Annotated in this window: 16 protein-coding genes; 10 read left to right on the top strand and 6 right to left on the bottom strand. The window is 46.7% G+C overall.

Annotated elements, in window-relative coordinates; all coding sequences use genetic code 11:
* Nucleotides 1-14: 14 nt before the first annotated feature.
* Both L5M10_RS01620 and L5M10_RS01615 read right to left on the bottom strand, forming a co-directional pair.
* Nucleotides 15-686: an RluA family pseudouridine synthase gene (locus L5M10_RS01620; protein ID WP_113941674.1), complete on the bottom strand. Its 672-nt coding sequence runs from the start codon at nucleotides 684-686 to the stop codon at nucleotides 15-17.
* A gap of 69 nt (nucleotides 687-755) precedes the next feature.
* Nucleotides 756-1,385, bottom strand: coding sequence for an acyl carrier protein phosphodiesterase (locus tag L5M10_RS01615; protein ID WP_263254727.1), 630 nt, complete (start codon nucleotides 1,383-1,385; stop codon nucleotides 756-758).
* Nucleotides 1,386-1,592: 207 nt separating this feature from the next.
* On the opposite strand from L5M10_RS01615, the gene L5M10_RS01610 reads away from it, so the two are divergent.
* The 10 genes from L5M10_RS01610 (at nucleotide 1,593) to L5M10_RS01565 (ending at nucleotide 10,070) form a co-directional block, all read left to right on the top strand.
* On the top strand, nucleotides 1,593-1,802 hold the full coding sequence (locus L5M10_RS01610) for a hypothetical protein (RefSeq protein WP_131523167.1): 210 nt from the start codon (nucleotides 1,593-1,595) through the stop codon (nucleotides 1,800-1,802).
* A gap of 62 nt (nucleotides 1,803-1,864) precedes the next feature.
* Nucleotides 1,865-2,902, top strand: a complete 1,038-nt coding sequence (gene queA, locus L5M10_RS01605; RefSeq protein ID WP_198572755.1) for a tRNA preQ1(34) S-adenosylmethionine ribosyltransferase-isomerase QueA — start codon at nucleotides 1,865-1,867, stop codon at nucleotides 2,900-2,902.
* 161 nt (nucleotides 2,903-3,063) lie between these two features.
* Nucleotides 3,064-4,188, top strand: a complete 1,125-nt coding sequence (gene tgt, locus L5M10_RS01600) for a tRNA guanosine(34) transglycosylase Tgt (protein WP_006082277.1) — start codon at nucleotides 3,064-3,066, stop codon at nucleotides 4,186-4,188.
* A 27-nt stretch (nucleotides 4,189-4,215) separates the two neighbouring features.
* Complete coding sequence (gene yajC / locus L5M10_RS01595; RefSeq protein ID WP_007649452.1) at nucleotides 4,216-4,548, top strand: preprotein translocase subunit YajC; 333 nt, start codon at nucleotides 4,216-4,218, stop codon at nucleotides 4,546-4,548.
* Between the two features lie 17 nt (nucleotides 4,549-4,565).
* Entirely contained in the window at nucleotides 4,566-6,416 is a 1,851-nt protein-coding gene (secD, locus tag L5M10_RS01590; RefSeq protein ID WP_263254726.1) for a protein translocase subunit SecD, read from the top strand.
* A 12-nt stretch (nucleotides 6,417-6,428) separates the two neighbouring features.
* Nucleotides 6,429-7,376 carry a protein translocase subunit SecF gene (secF, locus tag L5M10_RS01585; protein WP_028761072.1) on the top strand — a complete coding sequence of 316 codons (948 nt, stop codon included), beginning with the start codon at nucleotides 6,429-6,431 and terminating at the stop codon, nucleotides 7,374-7,376.
* Nucleotides 7,377-7,611: 235 nt separating this feature from the next.
* A complete protein-coding gene (locus tag L5M10_RS01580) occupies nucleotides 7,612-7,929 on the top strand; it encodes a DUF2007 domain-containing protein (protein ID WP_028761071.1) in 318 nt (105 codons plus the stop codon).
* Between the two features lie 128 nt (nucleotides 7,930-8,057).
* Nucleotides 8,058-8,417 (top strand): rhodanese-like domain-containing protein, encoded by a 360-nt coding sequence (locus tag L5M10_RS01575; RefSeq protein WP_131523169.1) that lies wholly within the window; start codon nucleotides 8,058-8,060, stop codon nucleotides 8,415-8,417.
* Between the two features lie 19 nt (nucleotides 8,418-8,436).
* Nucleotides 8,437-9,348 (top strand): bifunctional precorrin-2 dehydrogenase/sirohydrochlorin ferrochelatase, encoded by a 912-nt coding sequence (locus tag L5M10_RS01570; protein WP_131523170.1) that lies wholly within the window; start codon nucleotides 8,437-8,439, stop codon nucleotides 9,346-9,348.
* Nucleotides 9,349-9,524: 176 nt separating this feature from the next.
* The gene (locus tag L5M10_RS01565) at nucleotides 9,525-10,070 is read left to right on the top strand and encodes a YaeQ family protein (RefSeq protein WP_113941666.1); all 546 of its coding nucleotides are present in this window, start codon (nucleotides 9,525-9,527) and stop codon (nucleotides 10,068-10,070) included.
* Between the two features lie 83 nt (nucleotides 10,071-10,153).
* Here L5M10_RS01565 and L5M10_RS01560 read toward each other — a convergent pair whose 3' ends face one another.
* The 4 genes from L5M10_RS01560 to L5M10_RS01545 all read right to left on the bottom strand — a co-directional run bounded on the left by L5M10_RS01560 (nucleotide 10,154) and on the right by L5M10_RS01545 (nucleotide 17,354).
* The gene (locus L5M10_RS01560; protein ID WP_263254725.1) at nucleotides 10,154-12,610 is read right to left on the bottom strand and encodes a S8 family serine peptidase; all 2,457 of its coding nucleotides are present in this window, start codon (nucleotides 12,608-12,610) and stop codon (nucleotides 10,154-10,156) included.
* 720 nt (nucleotides 12,611-13,330) lie between these two features.
* Nucleotides 13,331-13,747: a rhodanese-like domain-containing protein gene (locus L5M10_RS01555; protein ID WP_263254724.1), complete on the bottom strand. Its 417-nt coding sequence runs from the start codon at nucleotides 13,745-13,747 to the stop codon at nucleotides 13,331-13,333.
* 108 nt (nucleotides 13,748-13,855) lie between these two features.
* Nucleotides 13,856-14,068, bottom strand: a complete 213-nt coding sequence (locus L5M10_RS01550; protein ID WP_011788872.1) for a DUF2892 domain-containing protein — start codon at nucleotides 14,066-14,068, stop codon at nucleotides 13,856-13,858.
* A gap of 43 nt (nucleotides 14,069-14,111) precedes the next feature.
* Nucleotides 14,112-17,354 (bottom strand): efflux RND transporter permease subunit, encoded by a 3,243-nt coding sequence (locus tag L5M10_RS01545; protein ID WP_263254723.1) that lies wholly within the window; start codon nucleotides 17,352-17,354, stop codon nucleotides 14,112-14,114.
* Nucleotide 17,355: the final 1 nt, after the last annotated feature.

Raw genomic sequence — 17,355 nt, 5'->3', positions numbered from 1 at the left:
GCGAGTGGCTTAAGTTATTCAGTAAATGGATGTTTGCTGCTAAAAAACAGCGGTTTACCCGAATAGGGATGAGTCAAACTCAAGCTTTGCGCATGTAAACATAAACGCGGTTTGGCCTTGATAACCTTGGCATCACCATAAAACTCATCACCCAAAATCGCATGGCCTAGGGCAAGCATATGCACACGCAATTGATGGGTGCGGCCTGTTTCTGGCGAAAGCTCGACTAAGGTGCTGTTTTCTCGGCGCTCTAATACACGGTAGTGAGTGAGGGCGCTTTTGCCGCCAGTCTCTCCCGCCTGTAGCGTTTTTTGATAGGGCGGATGTTCAGTGTCTGGCACTATCGCGAGGTCAATAATCCCCTGATCTTGCAGCACATGTCCCATCACTTCGGCAATATAGACTTTCTTACTCTGTCTATCTTGAAACTGTGTTTTTAAATGCGACTCCGCTTTTTTATTACGGGCAAACACCATAATGCCCGAGGTCGCGCAGTCGAGCCTATGCACTAAAATCGTTTCTGGATAAAGGCTTTGTAAGCGGGTTAACGCGCAATCGAAGGTGTGAGCCGCTCGACCCGGATTAGACAATAATCCCGAAGGTTTATTGATGATAATCAGATCTCTATCTTTATAGCGTATGTCTAGCCAAGGAACTGCTGGGGGCTGGTAATCAAATATCTGCATCTTGTCCTCATTTTTGCGCGGCCATACTAGCAAAATTTACGCAGGCACACAGCATAATCTCATGCTCGATTATTGCGAGAGGGGTGAGGGCAAATATTCTGTAGGCGTCTTACGGCTCCAAATACGGGTATAAGCCATCAGCTGCGGGTAAAAAGTGCGGAACGCGGTTTCGATTTCTATCTGCATTTTATTGACGACTTTATGGGCATCTTTGAACAGTGCGGCTTGCGGATGCTGTTTGGCCACTTGTGCTAAGGCTTGTTGTAATCCTTTTTCGGTGGTGTAGCTGCCTAGCCAATCGGCGCTGCGCATTGTGGGCAAGAGTGTAAATAATGCCTCTGGATGGTATGGATCAACACCTTGCGTGGCGAAAGCATCTAGCGCGTCATAGGCCTTGCTGCTGAATTCATCCAAGGGTTGGTGGTGATATTCTTCCCAATAGTAAGCTAAATAGTGATCGAAACTCACCGCCATGAGTTCTGCTGCTATGCTTCTTAAGGGCGCAGGGAAAGCTTCCATTAATTCAATGGTCAATTCATGGCTGGCGCAAAGGGTATTAATCTCTTGGTTTAGCCATAAAGCTTGGCGTAACTCAATTGGAGCTTGTGCAATTGGCGCTTGAATATAGTTACCTGCTACGTTGGTAGCAAGGTGGGTTTTACTGATGTCGGCGAGATGTAAGTGTGTAAGAAAGTTCATTATTTGTGCTTGGTTAACCACGTCGGTTCACGGTATCATGCACAAGCGCGCTTAGGAAAGCGCCGAAGCTAAAAATGCAGTATTTTTTCACTTTTTATTGATAATAACATTTGATCCGCCGTGAATAATTATGGCTGACTTAAACGTTGACATAGTATTCGATAAGGGAAAGTGAAATAAAATCAATAACCTTTTTTAGGATCATGGATGATGTGGAACTGGTTCACCAAAATGCTTGGTAAAGACGAGCAGCAGAAGCGCAAAAAAGTGCTAATAGAAATCCCCTTTGAACAACACCGTTTCAGCATGGATGACTTTAGTCGCTCGCGGCTAAAATTCGATGCCGATGGCAATCTGCCCCAAGATGGCATCAATCCAGTGGAACCCGAGCAAGAAGTGGACACTGGCAATAAGTAATCTTGATCTTATTGGCCTCTAACCATAGACTAGCCGCCGTTCTAAGCTATCTAGAGGCCAATATGCGCGTTGCAGACTTTTCTTTCGATCTTCCCGATGAGCTGATCGCTCGTTATCCTATGGCGCAGCGTAACGCATCCCGTCTGTTAACCTTAGACGGCAACTCTGGCGCGTTAGGCGACAAACAGTTTACCGATTTGCTGGGGATGATTAATCCCGGTGATTTAATGGTGTTCAACAATACCCGAGTGATCCCCGCGCGCATGTTTGGTCAAAAGGCCAGTGGCGGTAAGTTAGAAATTTTAGTTGAGCGTATGCTCGATGATAAGCGCATCCTCGCCCACGTTCGTAGCTCTAAATCCCCTAAAGTGGATTCGTTAATCCATCTCGACGGTGGCTATCAAATGAAGATGGTCGCCCGCCACGATACCTTGTTTGAACTTGAGTTGTTATCAGAGTTAACCATCTTAGAAGTGCTTGAAGCAGTAGGGCACATGCCTTTGCCTCCTTATATCGATAGACCCGATGAAGATGCCGACAAAGAGCGCTATCAAACTGTGTATAACCAAAACCCTGGTGCAGTTGCCGCGCCAACGGCGGGTTTGCATTTTGACGATGCCATGCTTGATGCATTAAAAGCCAAGGGCGTGAATGTCGCGTTTGTGACCTTGCATGTGGGCGCGGGAACATTTCAGCCAGTGCGTGTCGATACTATTCTTGAACACAAGATGCATTCCGAGTGGGCGAATGTGCCGCAGGATGTGGTTGATTTAATCGCGCAAACCAAAGCTGCGGGTAAACGTGTGGTGGCCGTAGGGACGACGTCAGTGCGCTCTTTAGAAAGTGCGGCACGCGCAAGCCTTGGCGAGCTCAAAGCTTTTAGCGGCGATACCGATATCTTTATTTACCCAGGTTATGAATTCCAAGTGGTCGATGCTATGGTGACAAATTTTCATCTACCTGAATCAACTTTGATCATGCTAGTGAGTGCTTTTGCCGGTTTTGATCATGTTATGGCGGCGTATCAACATGCTATCACGCAAAAATATCGCTTCTTTAGCTATGGCGATGCGATGTTTGTGACGAAAAAAGCCCACTAGACCAAGATTTTGTTTTAAAATAGCCGCCCAAAGTGAGATGGTGCGGCAATTTTTTTCGTTAAAAGATTGAACCTTTTAACGCTGTCCCCATCTCTATTGTTAATCAAAATGGCATTAGCCATTAAAAATGTAGTCAGACTGTTTATCTGGCGAGGTGAATTATGAAATTTGAATTAGACACTACCGACGGGCGTGCGCGCCGTGGTCGGTTAATTTTTGATCGTGGCACAGTAGAAACCCCCGCTTTTATGCCGGTAGGAACCTACGGCACAGTGAAAGGCATGACACCAGAAGAAGTACGTGCCACTGGCGCGGATATTTTGCTCGGTAACACTTTCCATTTATGGTTGCGCCCAGGCGAAGAGATCATGCGTAAGCACGGTGACTTGCATGACTTTATGAACTGGCAGCGTCCTATTTTAACGGACTCGGGCGGTTTCCAAGTGTTTAGTCTTGGCGATATACGTAAGATCACCGAAGAAGGTGTGCATTTCCGTTCGCCCATTAATGGTGAAAAAATCTTCTTAGATCCTGAAAAATCAATGCAAATTCAAGATGCATTGGGCAGTGATGTGGTGATGATTTTTGACGAATGTACGCCATATCCCGCAACTGAAGATGAAGCGCGCAAGTCAATGCAGATGTCTTTGCGTTGGGCGAGACGTTCGCGTGATGAATTTGACCGTTTAGAGAACCCTAACTCACTCTTCGGTATTATTCAGGGCGGTGTGTATGAAGATTTACGCGACGAAAGCTTAAAAGGCTTAGTCGATATTGGTTTCGACGGTTATGCCGTCGGTGGTTTGGCCGTCGGTGAGCCTAAAGCAGATATGCATCGCATTCTTGAGCATATTTGCCCGCAAATTCCTGCAGACAAACCTCGCTATCTGATGGGGGTCGGTAAACCAGAAGATTTAGTTGAAGGTGTACGTCGTGGTGTTGACATGTTTGACTGTGTGATGCCAACCCGTAATGCCCGCAACGGTCATCTGTTTACGAGTGAAGGTGTGATCAAAATACGCAATGCGCGTCATAGAGATGACACGTCACCACTTGATACTAAGTGTGATTGTTATACCTGTAAAAATTATTCACGGGCGTATCTTTACCACTTAGATCGTTGTAATGAGATTCTGGGTGCGCGTTTAAACACCATTCACAACTTGAGATACTATCAAATGTTAATGGAAGGTTTGCGCGGTGCGATTGAGACGGGTACATTAGACGCCTTTGTGGCGGACTTCTATACCAGTCAAGGTCGCGAAGTACCAGAGTTAGTCGATTGATTTTTTGCTAATAAGAAGAGAAAAACTATGTTTATTTCAAATGCATATGCAAGCGCTGCCGGCGCACCACAAGGTGGCGGCACGATGGAACTGATTTTCATGCTGGCGATTTTCGGCCTGATTTTCTATTTCATGATTTTCCGTCCGCAATCAAAACGCGTTAAAGAGCACAAAAATCTAATGTCTTCATTAGGCAAAGGCGATGAAGTGTTAACCAGTGGTGGGATTTTAGGCAAGATTGCAAAAATCAGCGACGAAAGCGATTACGTGTTACTGAGCTTGAACGACACAACACAAATCACGATCAAAAAAGACTATATTGCAGCTGTATTGCCTAAGGGCTCTATCCAGTCGTTGTAAGCCAAGAGGGCTCAGGCGTGTTAAATAAATACCCAATGTGGAAAAACATTATGGTGATGCTCGTCATCGCCATAGGTTGTTTCTATGCCGTACCTAACCTTTTTGGTGAAGATCACGCGGTGCAAGTGGTGGCGACTCGAGGTGCTGAAGTAACAGCATCTACCCAAGCCAGTGTGAACGAGCTGTTAGCCAGTAAGAGCATTGCGGTAAAGCGCTCTGAGCTTGAAAAAGGTCAGTTGTTGGTCCGTTTGCAAAATGCGGATCAACAGCTACTGGCTAAAGAACTGATTGCTGACAGCTTAGGTGATAAGTTTACTGTGGCACTTAACTTAGCGCCTGCGACGCCTAAGTGGCTCGAGTCCATGGGCGGTAGCCCAATGAAGCTTGGTCTTGACCTTCGCGGTGGTGTGCATTTCCTCATGGAAGTGGACATGGGCGAAGCGATTCGTAAGATGGAAGAAGCTAAAGTCGCTGATTTCCGTTCACAATTACGTGAAGAAACCATTCGTTATGCTGGTATTCGTGTTAATGCCACTGGAATTGAAATCAAGTTCCGTGATGCTGAAAACTTAGCGACTGCCGAGCGTTTTCTTAAGACTCGCAATCAAGATATGGTGTTCACCGATGCTAGCCGTGGCGAAGATTTCGCGCTGCAAGCTGTGATGAGTGAAGCTTATCTAAAGCAGATTAAAGAAGAAGCACTGCAACAAAACATTACTACCATTCGTAACCGTGTTAACGAGTTAGGTGTGGCTGAGCCTGTAGTACAACGTCAAGGCGCCGAGCGCATTATCGTTGAGCTGCCAGGTGTGCAAGATACGGCTCGTGCTAAGGAAATCTTAGGTGCAACCGCATCAATTGAATTCCACATGGTGGATGAAAAAGCCGATCCGAATGCTGCGCAATCAGGCCGTGTACCTGCGGGTTCTGAAGTGTATCAGCGCCGCGAAGGTGGCTCTGTGATATTGAAGAAAGAAGTGATGTTGACGGGTGATCATATCACTGGCGCACAACCTAGCTTTGACCAGTACAGTCGTCCTCAGGTCAGTATCAACCTCGACGCTAAAGGCGGTACCATTTTCTCTGACGTGACCAAAGACAACATAGGCAAGCCTATGGCGACTTTGTTCATCGAGTATAAAGACAGTGGTGAACGCAATGCCGATGGCAGCGTTAAGATGCTGAAAATTGAAGAAGTAATTTCGGTTGCTACTATTCAAGCCCGTTTAGGCCGTAACTTTGTGATCACTGGCTTAAGTCATGGTGAAGCACAAAACCTTGCGCTATTACTGCGTGCGGGTGCCTTGATTGCTCCTGTATCAATTGTTGAAGAACGTACCATTGGTCCAAGCTTAGGTGCTGAAAACATTCAAAGCGGTGTGCAAGCTATGGTATGGGGTATGGCAGTTGTCTTACTCTTTATGTTGGTTTACTACCGTAGCTTTGGGCTTATTGCTAACCTGGCTTTAACCGCAAACTTAGTCATGGTCGTGGGCGTTATGTCTATGATCCCTGGCGCTGTGTTAACCCTACCCGGTATTGCCGGTATGGTGTTGACGGTCGGTATGGCGGTTGACGGCAACGTGCTGATTTATGAGCGTATTCGTGAAGAGCTTCGTGCAGGACGTAGCGTACAGCAGGCAATCCATGAAGGTTATGGTAATGCTTTCTCAACTATCGCCGATGCGAACATCACCACCTTCATCACTGCGCTCATTTTGTTTGCCGTAGGTACTGGTGCGATTAAAGGCTTCGCTGTGACCTTAATGATAGGTATTGCGACTTCTATGTTTACCGCCATCGTGGGTACTCGCTCAATCGTTAACGCGATTTGGGGTGGTAAGCGCGTGAAGACTCTGTCTATCTAAGGGGAAGTGACAATGATTGAAGTTTTATCCTTAAAACATACAGTAAACTTCCTCCGCCATGCACTGCCTATTAGCATTATGTCGGCAGTGTTAGTGCTGGGCTCGCTGGTATCGCTCGCAACTAATGGCGTTAACTGGGGTCTTGATTTCACTGGCGGTACTGTTGTTGAAATGGAGTTTACTCAGCCGGTTGATTTGAATGCGCTGCGTGTGCAACTGACGACGCCAGATTCCGAAGGTGCGATCGTGCAAAACTTCGGTTCTAGCCGTGACGTACTTGTACGTTTACAGGTGAAAGAAGGCGTTAAGAGTGATGTGCAGGTTAAGTCTATCATGGAAGCCGCGCAGAAAGTTGACCCACAAGTGCAGCAGAAGCGTGTTGAGTTTGTTGGCCCACAAGTGGGTAAAGAACTGGCAGAGCAAGGTGCATTGGCGGTATTAGTTGCGCTGATTTGTATCATGATCTATGTGTCGTTTCGTTTCGAATGGCGCTTAGCGTTTGGTTCTGTAGCGGCACTGGCGCACGATGTCATCGTGACCTTAGGGGTGTTTTCGTTATTTCAATTGGAATTTGACTTGACCGTATTGGCGGGCTTGTTGACTGTGGTGGGTTACTCACTTAACGATACTATCGTGGTATTTGACCGTATCCGTGAGAACTTCCTTAAGCTGCGTAAGAGCGATCCTGAAGAAATAGTTAACATTTCAATCAGTCAAACTATGAGCCGTACCATTATTACAACGGGCACGACTTTGGTGACTGTTGTGGCCTTGTTCCTTAAGGGCGGCACTATGATCCATGGCTTTGCGACTGCATTGCTGTTGGGGATTTTTGTGGGTACTTATTCCTCTATCTATGTGGCGAGCTTCTTGGCCGTTAAACTGGGTATCAATCGTGAACACATGATGCCAGTTGAGATTGAGAAAGAAGGCGCAGATCAACCTCCTATGATGCCTTAAAGGTTAATTTGGAGTTAAAAAGCCACCGACGAGGTGGCTTTTTTTGCATCAATTTTTTGAGGCGTATCTGACATTCTGCTAGCAAACTCACAAAGTTATAGTCAGTTATGCTGTAAAAAGTGAATGTTAATTTATTTAACAACTGATGTAAAAATCAGCGCTCGACAGCCTCGGCTATTTAGCAGTAGGATGTCGGCAACCCATATTCTAGAGAGTTGTAGCCGTAGGATGTCGCATGGAAGAACGTAAAGTGTTAGTTGCTGGTGGTAATTTATTGCAGGCCCACACATGGAAAGGTTTATTGGAGGCCTGTGGCATTCATGTTGAACTCAGAGGTGAAGCGTTATTAGGCGGCATTGGTGAACTCCCTACTGGGATGCAAAACGTCGAGTTATGGGTAGGTGAGTCCCAATACGCGTCGGCACAAGTTCAATTGAATGCGTTGGATGTTGAAAGTCCGCAATGGCAGTGTGTGCAATGCCATGAGACTAATGAAGGCAGTTTTGAGCTTTGCTGGCAATGTAGCTCAGAGCGCAGCGAGAGCCACAACTAGTCTTTCACTGGCAACTTTCTCAGCTTTGCGGTGAGGCTGAAAGATTGCGTCTGCAGGATGAGAAGATTACACTTTGCTGATAAGCTGACATTCATTATGTCATTCAATATCTTATCTAGGAGTTAGTGATGCAGCATCCCAATGCATTTTCCGCCCTTGTTGACGCTATTCTGCCTAATATCACCGAAGTGACAATCGAAGCTTATCAGGCCGATGACCGCTGGCACCTTGTTGATGTGCGTGAGGATCGTGAGTGGCTGCAAGATCATTTACCCCAAGCGAAACATTTAAGCCGGGGTATTTTAGAGCGTGATATCGAAGCGCGTTTCCCCGATAAAAATACACCCATATTACTCTACTGCGCGGGTGGTGCGCGCTCCGCCTTGGCTGCCCATAATCTGCAACTTATGGGTTACACCCACGTTGCCTCTATGATTGGTGGCTATAAGGGCTGGGTACAGCGTCAACTGCCAGTGGTGCAGGACTAAGCGTTCAGGATCTCATCTAATGCAATATTTTCCCTTGTTTGTCGATACGGTTAATTTGAATGTTCTACTGGTGGGCGCGGGCGATGTGGCGAGCCGTAAGTTAGCACTGCTGACACGTACTGAAGCCAATATCCACGTTGTAGCGCCAGAGGTGAACCCTGAAGTGCAACGTTATGCAGATGCTGGCCGCATTTTGTTATCCCAGCGTGAAGTTGTCCATGCTGACATTCAAAATTATGATTTGGTGTATTTAGCTACGGCAAACGACAGTCTTAATGCCGAGTTAGCGACCTTAGCTACTGCACGTGGTATCTGGGTTAATGCCGTCGATAATCCCGCCTTTTGCCGCTTTATCACTCCTTCTATTGTGGATCGAGGTCGTTTAGTGGTCGCGATCAGCACTGCGGGCACAGCACCGGTATTTGCACGCACGATTCGCTCGCGTTTAGAATCTAGCCTACCGCAGTCACTCAAACCGTTATTCGATTTTGTCGCCGATAGACGCGTCGAAGTACAAGATAAGCTCGATTCAACCTCGAAACGCCGCTTATTTTGGGAGCGTTTTTTCGATACTAATGGCGACCGTTTCGATAGTCGTACCACCGAGCATTACCATAATGCGTTTAATAACTTAGTCAGCCGCGGCGAAATCCTTTTGTTGGATGATGCAACATCTGTGGACTTACTGCCGCTCGCCGCCATGCCATTATTACAGCGCCTCGATTGGATATACAGCCAAGGGGATTTGAGCGTCGAACTCGCTGAACTTGTTCGCCGCGACGCAGATCGTGGTTTTTTACCCGCTTTCAGTGAATTGAGTCAACAGTATGAGTTGGGTACGCGCATGTTACTGGTAGCGGATACGCAAAAAATCAGCTTGTTGAAAGCCCATTTCCCCATGGCTAAACATCTGCGACCCGGTGCGATTTAATTTCTTACCGATTCAGCCTTGGGTTCGATTTAACCTTTTGTTCGATTGCACTTTATGTTCGATTTCATGGGCGTATTCTATTGTTCGTTTGAGCTAATGCCGAGTCTCAGGTAGACTCGGCAGCCTTATTTTAGGATTTCGCTGTTTCAGGATTTCACTCTGCATTTAGGATGACTATGGCCCTCAAGGCGACCGTGTTTAAAGTCAATTTACAGATAGCCGATATGGATCGGAATTATTACCAAGACCATCAATTGACGCTTGCCCAGCATCCTTCCGAAACCGATGGCCGCATGATGGTGCGTTTACTCGCGTTTATTGTGAATGCCAGCGAAACCTTAAGTTTTAGTAAAGGTCTGTGCGTCGATGACGAGCCAGAGCTATGGGACAAAACCCTATCCGGTGAAATTGATCTGTGGGTTGAGTTTGGTCAGGCCGATGAAAAATGGCTGCGAAAGGCCAGCGGCCGTGCCAAAGTCGTGCAGCTCTTTACCTATGGTGGTCGCAGTGTACCGATTTGGTGGAAACAGAATCAGCAAGCGTTAGAGCGTTATCAGAATTTAAAAGTGTGGAATATTGCCGAAGAGTCCGTCACGGCGATGGAAGCCTTTGTTGGGCGTAATATGGCATTGCAAGTTTCGATTAGTGAAGGCCAAATTTGGTTATCGGATAATGAAACCAGCGTGTTGATTGAGCCTGAAATTCTCAAAGATATTGAATAACATGTTTTGTAAAAAAAGAGCCTGCAATTGCAGGCTCTTTCCGTTTATCACTTTTAAGTATCAGTAAGAGTATCGATTTTGATTTATTTGAAGCTCAGTTCCCAGCTATCGATATAGCCAGCATCACCACGGCCACTGTCTACGGCTTTTAACTTCCATACGCCGTTCGAATTCGCACCTGTCATATCTGCGGTATAGCTCTTGTTGATATTGTCTGCACCAAGACCTGTGTTGTTATGCAGGGTAACCGTTTTTCCTGAAGGGCTGATCAGCTGCACTTTTAAGTCACCAATGTAAGGGTGGACTATGTTCACGACTGCAGTCACAGTACCTGAATCACCTGTGCGAGTAACCGTGATTGGGCTAGTGATCCCCGCCGCTTTGTTATCAGGAATATTATAGTTATCAGCATTGGTATAGCTCGTTGGCGTACCGCCGCCATTAGACGCTGTGTAGCTCGCCGTTAACGACACACCAGTGAAAGCCGAATCGCCTTTCACCATGGCATAGTAAGTGCCTGATTGTACGTTGGTGATTGGACAAGACTCACTATTGCCACTTTTATACGGACGGCAATCGTAATTAGTGGTGGTTGGCGCTGCGCCATATTGCACATACAAGTCCGCATCACCTGTGCCACCGTTCATCACAAAGCCTAGGTTAGTTGCACCTGCTGGAACTTCAAATGAAAAATGTAATTCTTCACCTGTTGCGCCTGCTAAACCTGTTTTCGCCACACCGTTCACCAGAACACTATCGCCCGGTTCAGTTGGATCGACAGGACCCGTTGGACCAGTACAAGATGCGTCTAGGAAGGCTTTTGCTGCAACTGCATTAACTAAACCGTAACCATAGTAATTGTCACGACCTGCAGTTCCGAGATCTTCTGCGGTCATTTTCAATGCGTTACGGACTTGCGCCGCACTACATTCTGGGTGGTAGCTCCACACTAAGGTCGCAACACCTGACACATGCGGTGTCGCCATAGATGTACCATTGTAGTACTCGTAATCTTTATTGCCTTGGTTGCTGACTGTGACTGTCGCGCCCAGTTGATTGCGCAATGCTAAGCCTGTTGCACGATCAACAGATACAGAAACCATATTGATTTCGTTGTTAGCATCGACAAGGAAGGGGTTTTGTAAGCCGGGTAATACCGCGTTACTGTAAACAATCGTCGCACTGGCACCTGCATTCTTACAGGCTTTAGCTGCGTTAATTTCAGGGTAGCTAGTGCCTTGATTACCAACACGTTCCACTAAACAAATCTTATTGGTCATGTTGCCGCAGTTGAAGCTTGTGCCGCTAACGGTACATTCTGCCAAAGTTGCAGTGCTGGTACCGTTAAATGGTGCGGGGACATAGCTGCCACCAGAGGATATCAGGCGATTGTGCGGCACGACACCTGAGTCAAAGTAAGACTGACTGCCGATAGTGATATCGGCTAAACGGCCTTCGCCACGGGTAACAGTCGATAGAACGGCTTCACCAGGGCCTGATATTTCCACTTGGTTAGTGTATTGGGAGAATGCTGAGTGGTCTTTATGGTTATCCACCGAGGCGACAGACATGACGCCATCGTAGGATGCTGGATAGCTGTGAGTGCTATTCCCATCGTTACCCGCAGCAGCAATCAGGAGAACACCATTATTATAGTGGGCGGCCAGAGCGTTACGCTCAGTGGTACTAGAACCTGAACCACCTAAACTCATAGTGACAACATTGGCGCCGTTGGTGACGCAAGTATCTACGGCAGCGACTAAGGATGAAGAGTAGCCCCAGCCAGATTCATTAAACACTTTGATCACATGAATATTGGCATTTTGATTTGGCATAACGCCGATCACGCCATCATTGTTAGCAATCGCCGCAATCGTCCCCGCAACGTGGGTACCGTGGGCGTTATTATTGCCCGGCTCAAACCAGTTACCCGTGCCTGAGTTATTGGTCCCTGTGACATTGTTGCCACCTAAGTCGCTGTGACTACGGTCGTAGCCTGAGTCGATAATACAAATAGTGCGGTTGCCCGCTTGGCTGTCGCTTAGCTGGGTTGCTCCTACAAAAGTTTGGCCCCAAGGCGTACTTTCACTTAGAAAGCGGCGTGGCATATCTTCTTCGACATATTCCACATCAGCACGGGTTTTTAATGCATTGATCCCTTTGGCATCGAGTTTCACCGAGTAGCTGTTACTGCGGCCGATACGCTTCATTTCCTTCGCTTGTACTTTATTTAATGCGGTATGTTGGGCACTGATTTCAGCCATTTGTGGCTGATAATTCATTGTGGTTGGTAGCGTATCTGTTGTCGCGTCATTGAGTGACTGCAGATCACTCGTTGATTGCACACTATTGGCTGACATGATGGCCGCGGCATCAGTGTTTTTAAACTTCACAATGTAACGCTTTGGCAGTGGGGAGGTTTGTGCTTGTAATGCTGCGGCAAAACCTGGGGCTTGTGGTGCTGCTTGTACACCGGCTGAGATCGCAATAGCTAAGCTTGAAAGGCTTAACGCTATTTTAGTGGTTCTGTTGATTGTCATGTTCTTCTTCCATGGTCAATTTAGTGTTAATCATTATTATTTTATGTTTCATAAGAATAACTACGACTCAGATGCTACTCGGTTAGTGAATTTATCTGCGACCACGTCATTTGTAAATCAATTGTTAACGGTATGGCGGTTGGTAAGTATTTAGATTTAATAGTCATTTGTAGTGCATATAAATTCAAGTTGTAACGATTTGTAACCAAATTTTATTAAAATATTTGTTTTTTATGTGATAAACGTGAATAAGTGAATACGAATTTACGACTCCATATACGGGTTTTTGATTGATTTTGCTGTTAGCAATGCATTGAAATTTATATATATATTTTTTTGTGATTAAAAATAACAAAAACAAACTTTAAGTTTTCATCATAATGAGAAGATTTTCTCAAGTGATTGATTATGCGAAATTGTTGCAAAAGACTGTCAATAGGGTGGCAGTTGCCAATTGATTGACTTTACTTAGGCTTTTGGGAATACGGGTGTTACTTATTTTATAGAACTACTAAAAAATCCTGTGTTCTTTCGTCCACAATGAATCTGGTAAGAACCTATTAATCCACCCCCTGCTTAATTTCGATATTTTATTTAGACAATAAAAAAGCGCCCTAGGGCGCTTTTAGCCGTTAAGCCTTGAATGGCTAGAGCGAGGTGAGAGTACTAAAGTGATTTATCCTTACTTCCCCACACTAGAGCCAATTTGATGGTTGTTAATTACTTAGCGGGCGTTTTTTGCGCTTCAACTAAGGTGGAATAGCCGCCACCATTATAGGTTTGGGTGTATCCGGCAGCGACTAAGGCTTCGGTCGCAATACTGCTACGACGACCGCTGCGGCAATACAAGACGACGGGAGCATCTTTGGCGATGCCACGCTTAGCAAACTCCTCTGTCACTTGCTCAAAGGGAATATTGACCGCATTCGCTAAATGACCTTCGGCAAATTCTTCAGGCGTTCTAACATCGAGCACCATAGCGCCTGCGGCAATTTTATCCCATGCGATTGCAGGAGCTTGGTCGGCGGCGCTGGCTATCATGGGCATTAGCAGCAGTGGCATGAGTACCAGTGATTGCAAGCTTAATAGGGCTAAGCGCATTAGACTTTGGCCACTGGTTACGAGGTTGTGTGTCACTTTATCTCTCCTTGACGGCTTTTCGGCACGCTTGTATTAGCCAAGCGTGTACTTGCTCACCTAACTCTTAACTCTTATCTTAACTCTTAAGTAGTGACTGTATGTGGCTTAGCTTTGTTTAGCAATTTCAGCCTCTGATTTTACACCCAATTTGCGTAAAACTATGGCGGCAGGACAAAAACCGGTAAAAGCACTTTGGAATAGGTTAGCGCCAACAAATGCGGTTAACCACAGAAAGTTGTGGTGCACATAGGCGGTTAACACCAGTGACAGTAACACCATCAATCCAGCAAAAGCCATAATACTGCGTTCTAATGACATACCTTACTCCTTGAAGCCATCTTGGTGATGGCCTTTGTTGTGGTTAGTTTTGTGTTTGTATCTGAACAGTATTCATACGGTTTTTCATGGCCGTGTAGTACAGCACAGGGATGACAACTAAGGTCAGTATGGTCGAGATAAAAATACCAAAGATCAGACTGATCGCTAAGCCATTGAAAATCGGATCATCAAGAATAAACAATGCCCCTATCATGGCTGCAAATGCAGTCAGCATGATAGGTTTAGCTCGCACGGCGCCAGAGTGGATCACTGCCCGCTCAAAGGGCACACCGGATGCGGTTTCTTGATTAATAAAATCGACCAATAATATCGAGTTACGCACAATAATCCCCGCCAGCGCTATCATGCCTATCATGGACGTCGCGGTGAATTGCGCTCCGAGCAGGGCATGTCCAGGCATTACGCCAATCACAGTCAGTGGAATTGGCGCCATGATGATAAGCGGCACCAGATATGATCTAAACTGCGCGACCACCAATAAATAAATCGCAATCATACCGACCGCATAGGCGATACCCATGTCTCTAAAGGTTTCGTAGGTGATCTTCCATTCGCCATCCCAGAGCACGGCGACTGAGTCTAACCCTGTGGGTTGGTGAATATAATGCTGATCAAACCCTAAGCCATCGGCGCCATCGATTTTGCCCGCCATATCGAACATGCCGTAGAGCGGGCTGTCCAGTGGTCCCGACATATCGGCGACGACCATGATCATAGGGATCATATTCTTATGGATAATCGGTGCATCGATTTTGCCACGTTTGATGGTTACCAGCTCAGAGACAGGCACAGATTGCCCAGTTTGGCTCAGTAACTTCATCTTCAGTACTTGCTCTAAATCGACTTTCGCGCCTTCGTTTAATTGCAGGCGGATCGGTATCGGTTGTTTTTGCTGGGCTTGATGTAAATAGCTTACATCTTTTCCGCCTACTGAGGTGGCAATCAAGTCGACAATATTGCTGTAGGGTACTGCCATCAGGCTGGCTTTACTGCGGTCGATCATCACTTGCCATTTTTGCTGGGCTGCGGGCAAGAAAATATCGATATCGACAACATCTTTGGTTTCATGGAACAGCGCCTGCATCTCATATGCGGCTTGCTCGCGAATAGCGGGACTTGGGCCATACACTTCTGCAACTAGCGGCGACCACACTGGCGGCCCAGGTGGCACTTCAACCACTTTGATATTGGCTTGATATTGCTCGCCAATTTGCTGCAGTTCGTCTCGCACCGATACCGCTATGCTGTGGCTGTCGCGCTTGCGGTGTTTCTTATCCACTAGGTTCACTTGGATGTCGCCAAGTTCTTGGCTGTGACGCAGGAAATAGTGGCGCACTAAGCCGTTAAAGTTCATTGGCGCGTTAGTGCCCGCATACAATTGCAGATGCTCGACCTCAGGGACGGTTGTTAGGTAGCGACTCAAATCCTGCAATACTCTTTGTGTTTGCTCTACGGGAGTGCCTTCTGGCATGTCCACCATCACTTGAAACTCGGACTTATTATCGAAGGGCAGCATTTTAAGCACCACGAGCTGACCGACAGGGAGCGCGACGGCGATGCCGATTAACACAAATACGCCGGCAGCCAGTCCCATTCTTGCCTTACGGGCATTTTTACCCAGCAGGAAAGGACCAATTAAGTGAGTAAAGAGGCGCACCATCTTAGTTTCGGTTTCATCCTCGTGCGAGGCTTGGGCAGTATCGTGTTGGTCATTATGTTTCAGCAGTTTACGACTGAGCCAAGGAGTGACCACAAATGCCACTACGAGGGAAATTAACATGCCCATACTGGCGTTGATGGGGATCGGGCTCATGTAAGGCCCCATTAAGCCTGATACAAAAGCCATCGGCAGCAAGGCTGCGATAACAGTAAATGTCGCCAGAATCGTCGGGCCACCGACTTCATCGACCGCCACTGGGATAAGCTCGCTGAAGGACTTTTTGCCGAGCGCCATATGCCGGTGGATGTTTTCTACTACGACTATGGCATCGTCGACCAAGATACCGATGGAGAAAATCAAGGCGAACAAGGACACGCGGTTTAAGGTAAATCCCCACGCCCAAGAGGCGAAAAGGGTGATCGCTAGCGTGATAATAATGGCCACGCCCACGACTAAGGATTCGCGTGCGCCCATGGTTAAAAATACCAGCACGACTACGGCGCTGGTGGCAAAAATCAGTTTTAAAATAAGGGTGTTAGATTTATCCGCCGCTGTTTCGCCATAGTTACGTGACACTGTGACTTCGACATTTGCCGGGATCAACACATTGTCGACTTTAGCTATCCGCTCAATCACACTGTCGGCGATATCGACGGCATTTTGGCCTGCTTGTTTACCAATTGCGATTGTAACGGCGGGATAAATGTCGGTTTTATCTGCGTGCCAAACGCTCTGTTTCGGGATATCACTTTTTAAGCTGATTTCGGCAATATCCGCCAAATAAATCGGAATATTCTTGCCTTGTTTATCTTGATAGACACTGACGACTAATTGCTTGAGATCGTCGATGGATTGTAAAAACTGTCCAGCCTGAACTTTTATCTCTTGATTGCCTTGCACTAAGGATGCAGGCATAGAGACCATATTATTGTCATTTAGGCTTTGTCTTAACTTGTCGTAGGTCAGATTAAAGCTGTTCATCTTGGCGGGATCGATACGTATGTTGGCCACCATATCGTGCTGGCCAACGGTATCGATTTCGCGAGTGCCGGGAATACGCTTAATTTCGGTTTCTAATCCAAGGGCGACATGGGTTAGCTGCTCAGCAGACACTTGCCTGTCCTTAGACCACAAGGTCAAACTGACAATGGGCACGTCATCGATGCCGCGGGGTTTAATTAGCGGTTCACCCACGCCAGCACCCCTTGGTAATTTATCCATGTTGGAATAAATCTGGTTGTATAGGCTGACGATGGCATCATTGCGCGCAACACCGACCTTAAAGATGACGATGATCAGCGCGCCATCGGGTTGGGAGAACGAGTACAGAGTATCTATGCCTTTGATTTCGGAGATCACTTGTTCCGCTGGCAGGGTGACTAAGTTTTCAACTTCCGTGGGTGTCGCGCCGGGAAAAGGGATAAACACATCGGCAAAGGTGACATCAATTTGTGGCTCTTCTTCTTTTGGTGTCACCAAAATGGCAAATAAGCCAAGTAAGAGCCCGAGAAGTGCTAATAGCGGCGTGATGGCGCTATTTTGAAAGGCAGCGGCAATTCGTCCGGAAATCCCAAGTGTGGTTTGTGGTACTGGAGCATGTTTCATA

Source organism: Shewanella sp. SM32 (genome assembly GCF_025654235.1).
In the GTDB taxonomy this organism is placed as follows: Bacteria; Pseudomonadota; Gammaproteobacteria; order Enterobacterales; family Shewanellaceae; genus Shewanella; species Shewanella oncorhynchi.
Note: the sequence above shows the minus strand (reverse complement) of the source record. Positions and strands in the feature narration are given on the sequence as shown.

What these genes read in the sequence shown, in the direction of transcription:
- L5M10_RS01620 (WP_113941674.1), bottom strand. Translation starts at nt 686, where the DNA reads ATGCAGATATTTGATTACCAGCCCCCAGCAGTTCCTTGGCTAGACATA.
- L5M10_RS01615 (WP_263254727.1), bottom strand. Translation starts at nt 1,385, where the DNA reads ATGAACTTTCTTACACACTTACATCTCGCCGACATCAGTAAAACCCAC.
- L5M10_RS01610 (WP_131523167.1), top strand. Translation starts at nt 1,593, where the DNA reads ATGATGTGGAACTGGTTCACCAAAATGCTTGGTAAAGACGAGCAGCAG.
- queA (WP_198572755.1), top strand. Translation starts at nt 1,865, where the DNA reads ATGCGCGTTGCAGACTTTTCTTTCGATCTTCCCGATGAGCTGATCGCT.
- tgt (WP_006082277.1), top strand. Translation starts at nt 3,064, where the DNA reads ATGAAATTTGAATTAGACACTACCGACGGGCGTGCGCGCCGTGGTCGG.
- yajC (WP_007649452.1), top strand. Translation starts at nt 4,216, where the DNA reads ATGTTTATTTCAAATGCATATGCAAGCGCTGCCGGCGCACCACAAGGT.
- secF (WP_028761072.1), top strand. Translation starts at nt 6,429, where the DNA reads ATGATTGAAGTTTTATCCTTAAAACATACAGTAAACTTCCTCCGCCAT.
- L5M10_RS01580 (WP_028761071.1), top strand. Translation starts at nt 7,612, where the DNA reads ATGGAAGAACGTAAAGTGTTAGTTGCTGGTGGTAATTTATTGCAGGCC.
- L5M10_RS01575 (WP_131523169.1), top strand. Translation starts at nt 8,058, where the DNA reads ATGCAGCATCCCAATGCATTTTCCGCCCTTGTTGACGCTATTCTGCCT.
- L5M10_RS01570 (WP_131523170.1), top strand. Translation starts at nt 8,437, where the DNA reads ATGCAATATTTTCCCTTGTTTGTCGATACGGTTAATTTGAATGTTCTA.
- L5M10_RS01565 (WP_113941666.1), top strand. Translation starts at nt 9,525, where the DNA reads ATGGCCCTCAAGGCGACCGTGTTTAAAGTCAATTTACAGATAGCCGAT.
- L5M10_RS01560 (WP_263254725.1), bottom strand. Translation starts at nt 12,610, where the DNA reads ATGACAATCAACAGAACCACTAAAATAGCGTTAAGCCTTTCAAGCTTA.
- L5M10_RS01550 (WP_011788872.1), bottom strand. Translation starts at nt 14,068, where the DNA reads ATGTCATTAGAACGCAGTATTATGGCTTTTGCTGGATTGATGGTGTTA.
- L5M10_RS01545 (WP_263254723.1), bottom strand. Translation starts at nt 17,354, where the DNA reads ATGAAACATGCTCCAGTACCACAAACCACACTTGGGATTTCCGGACGA.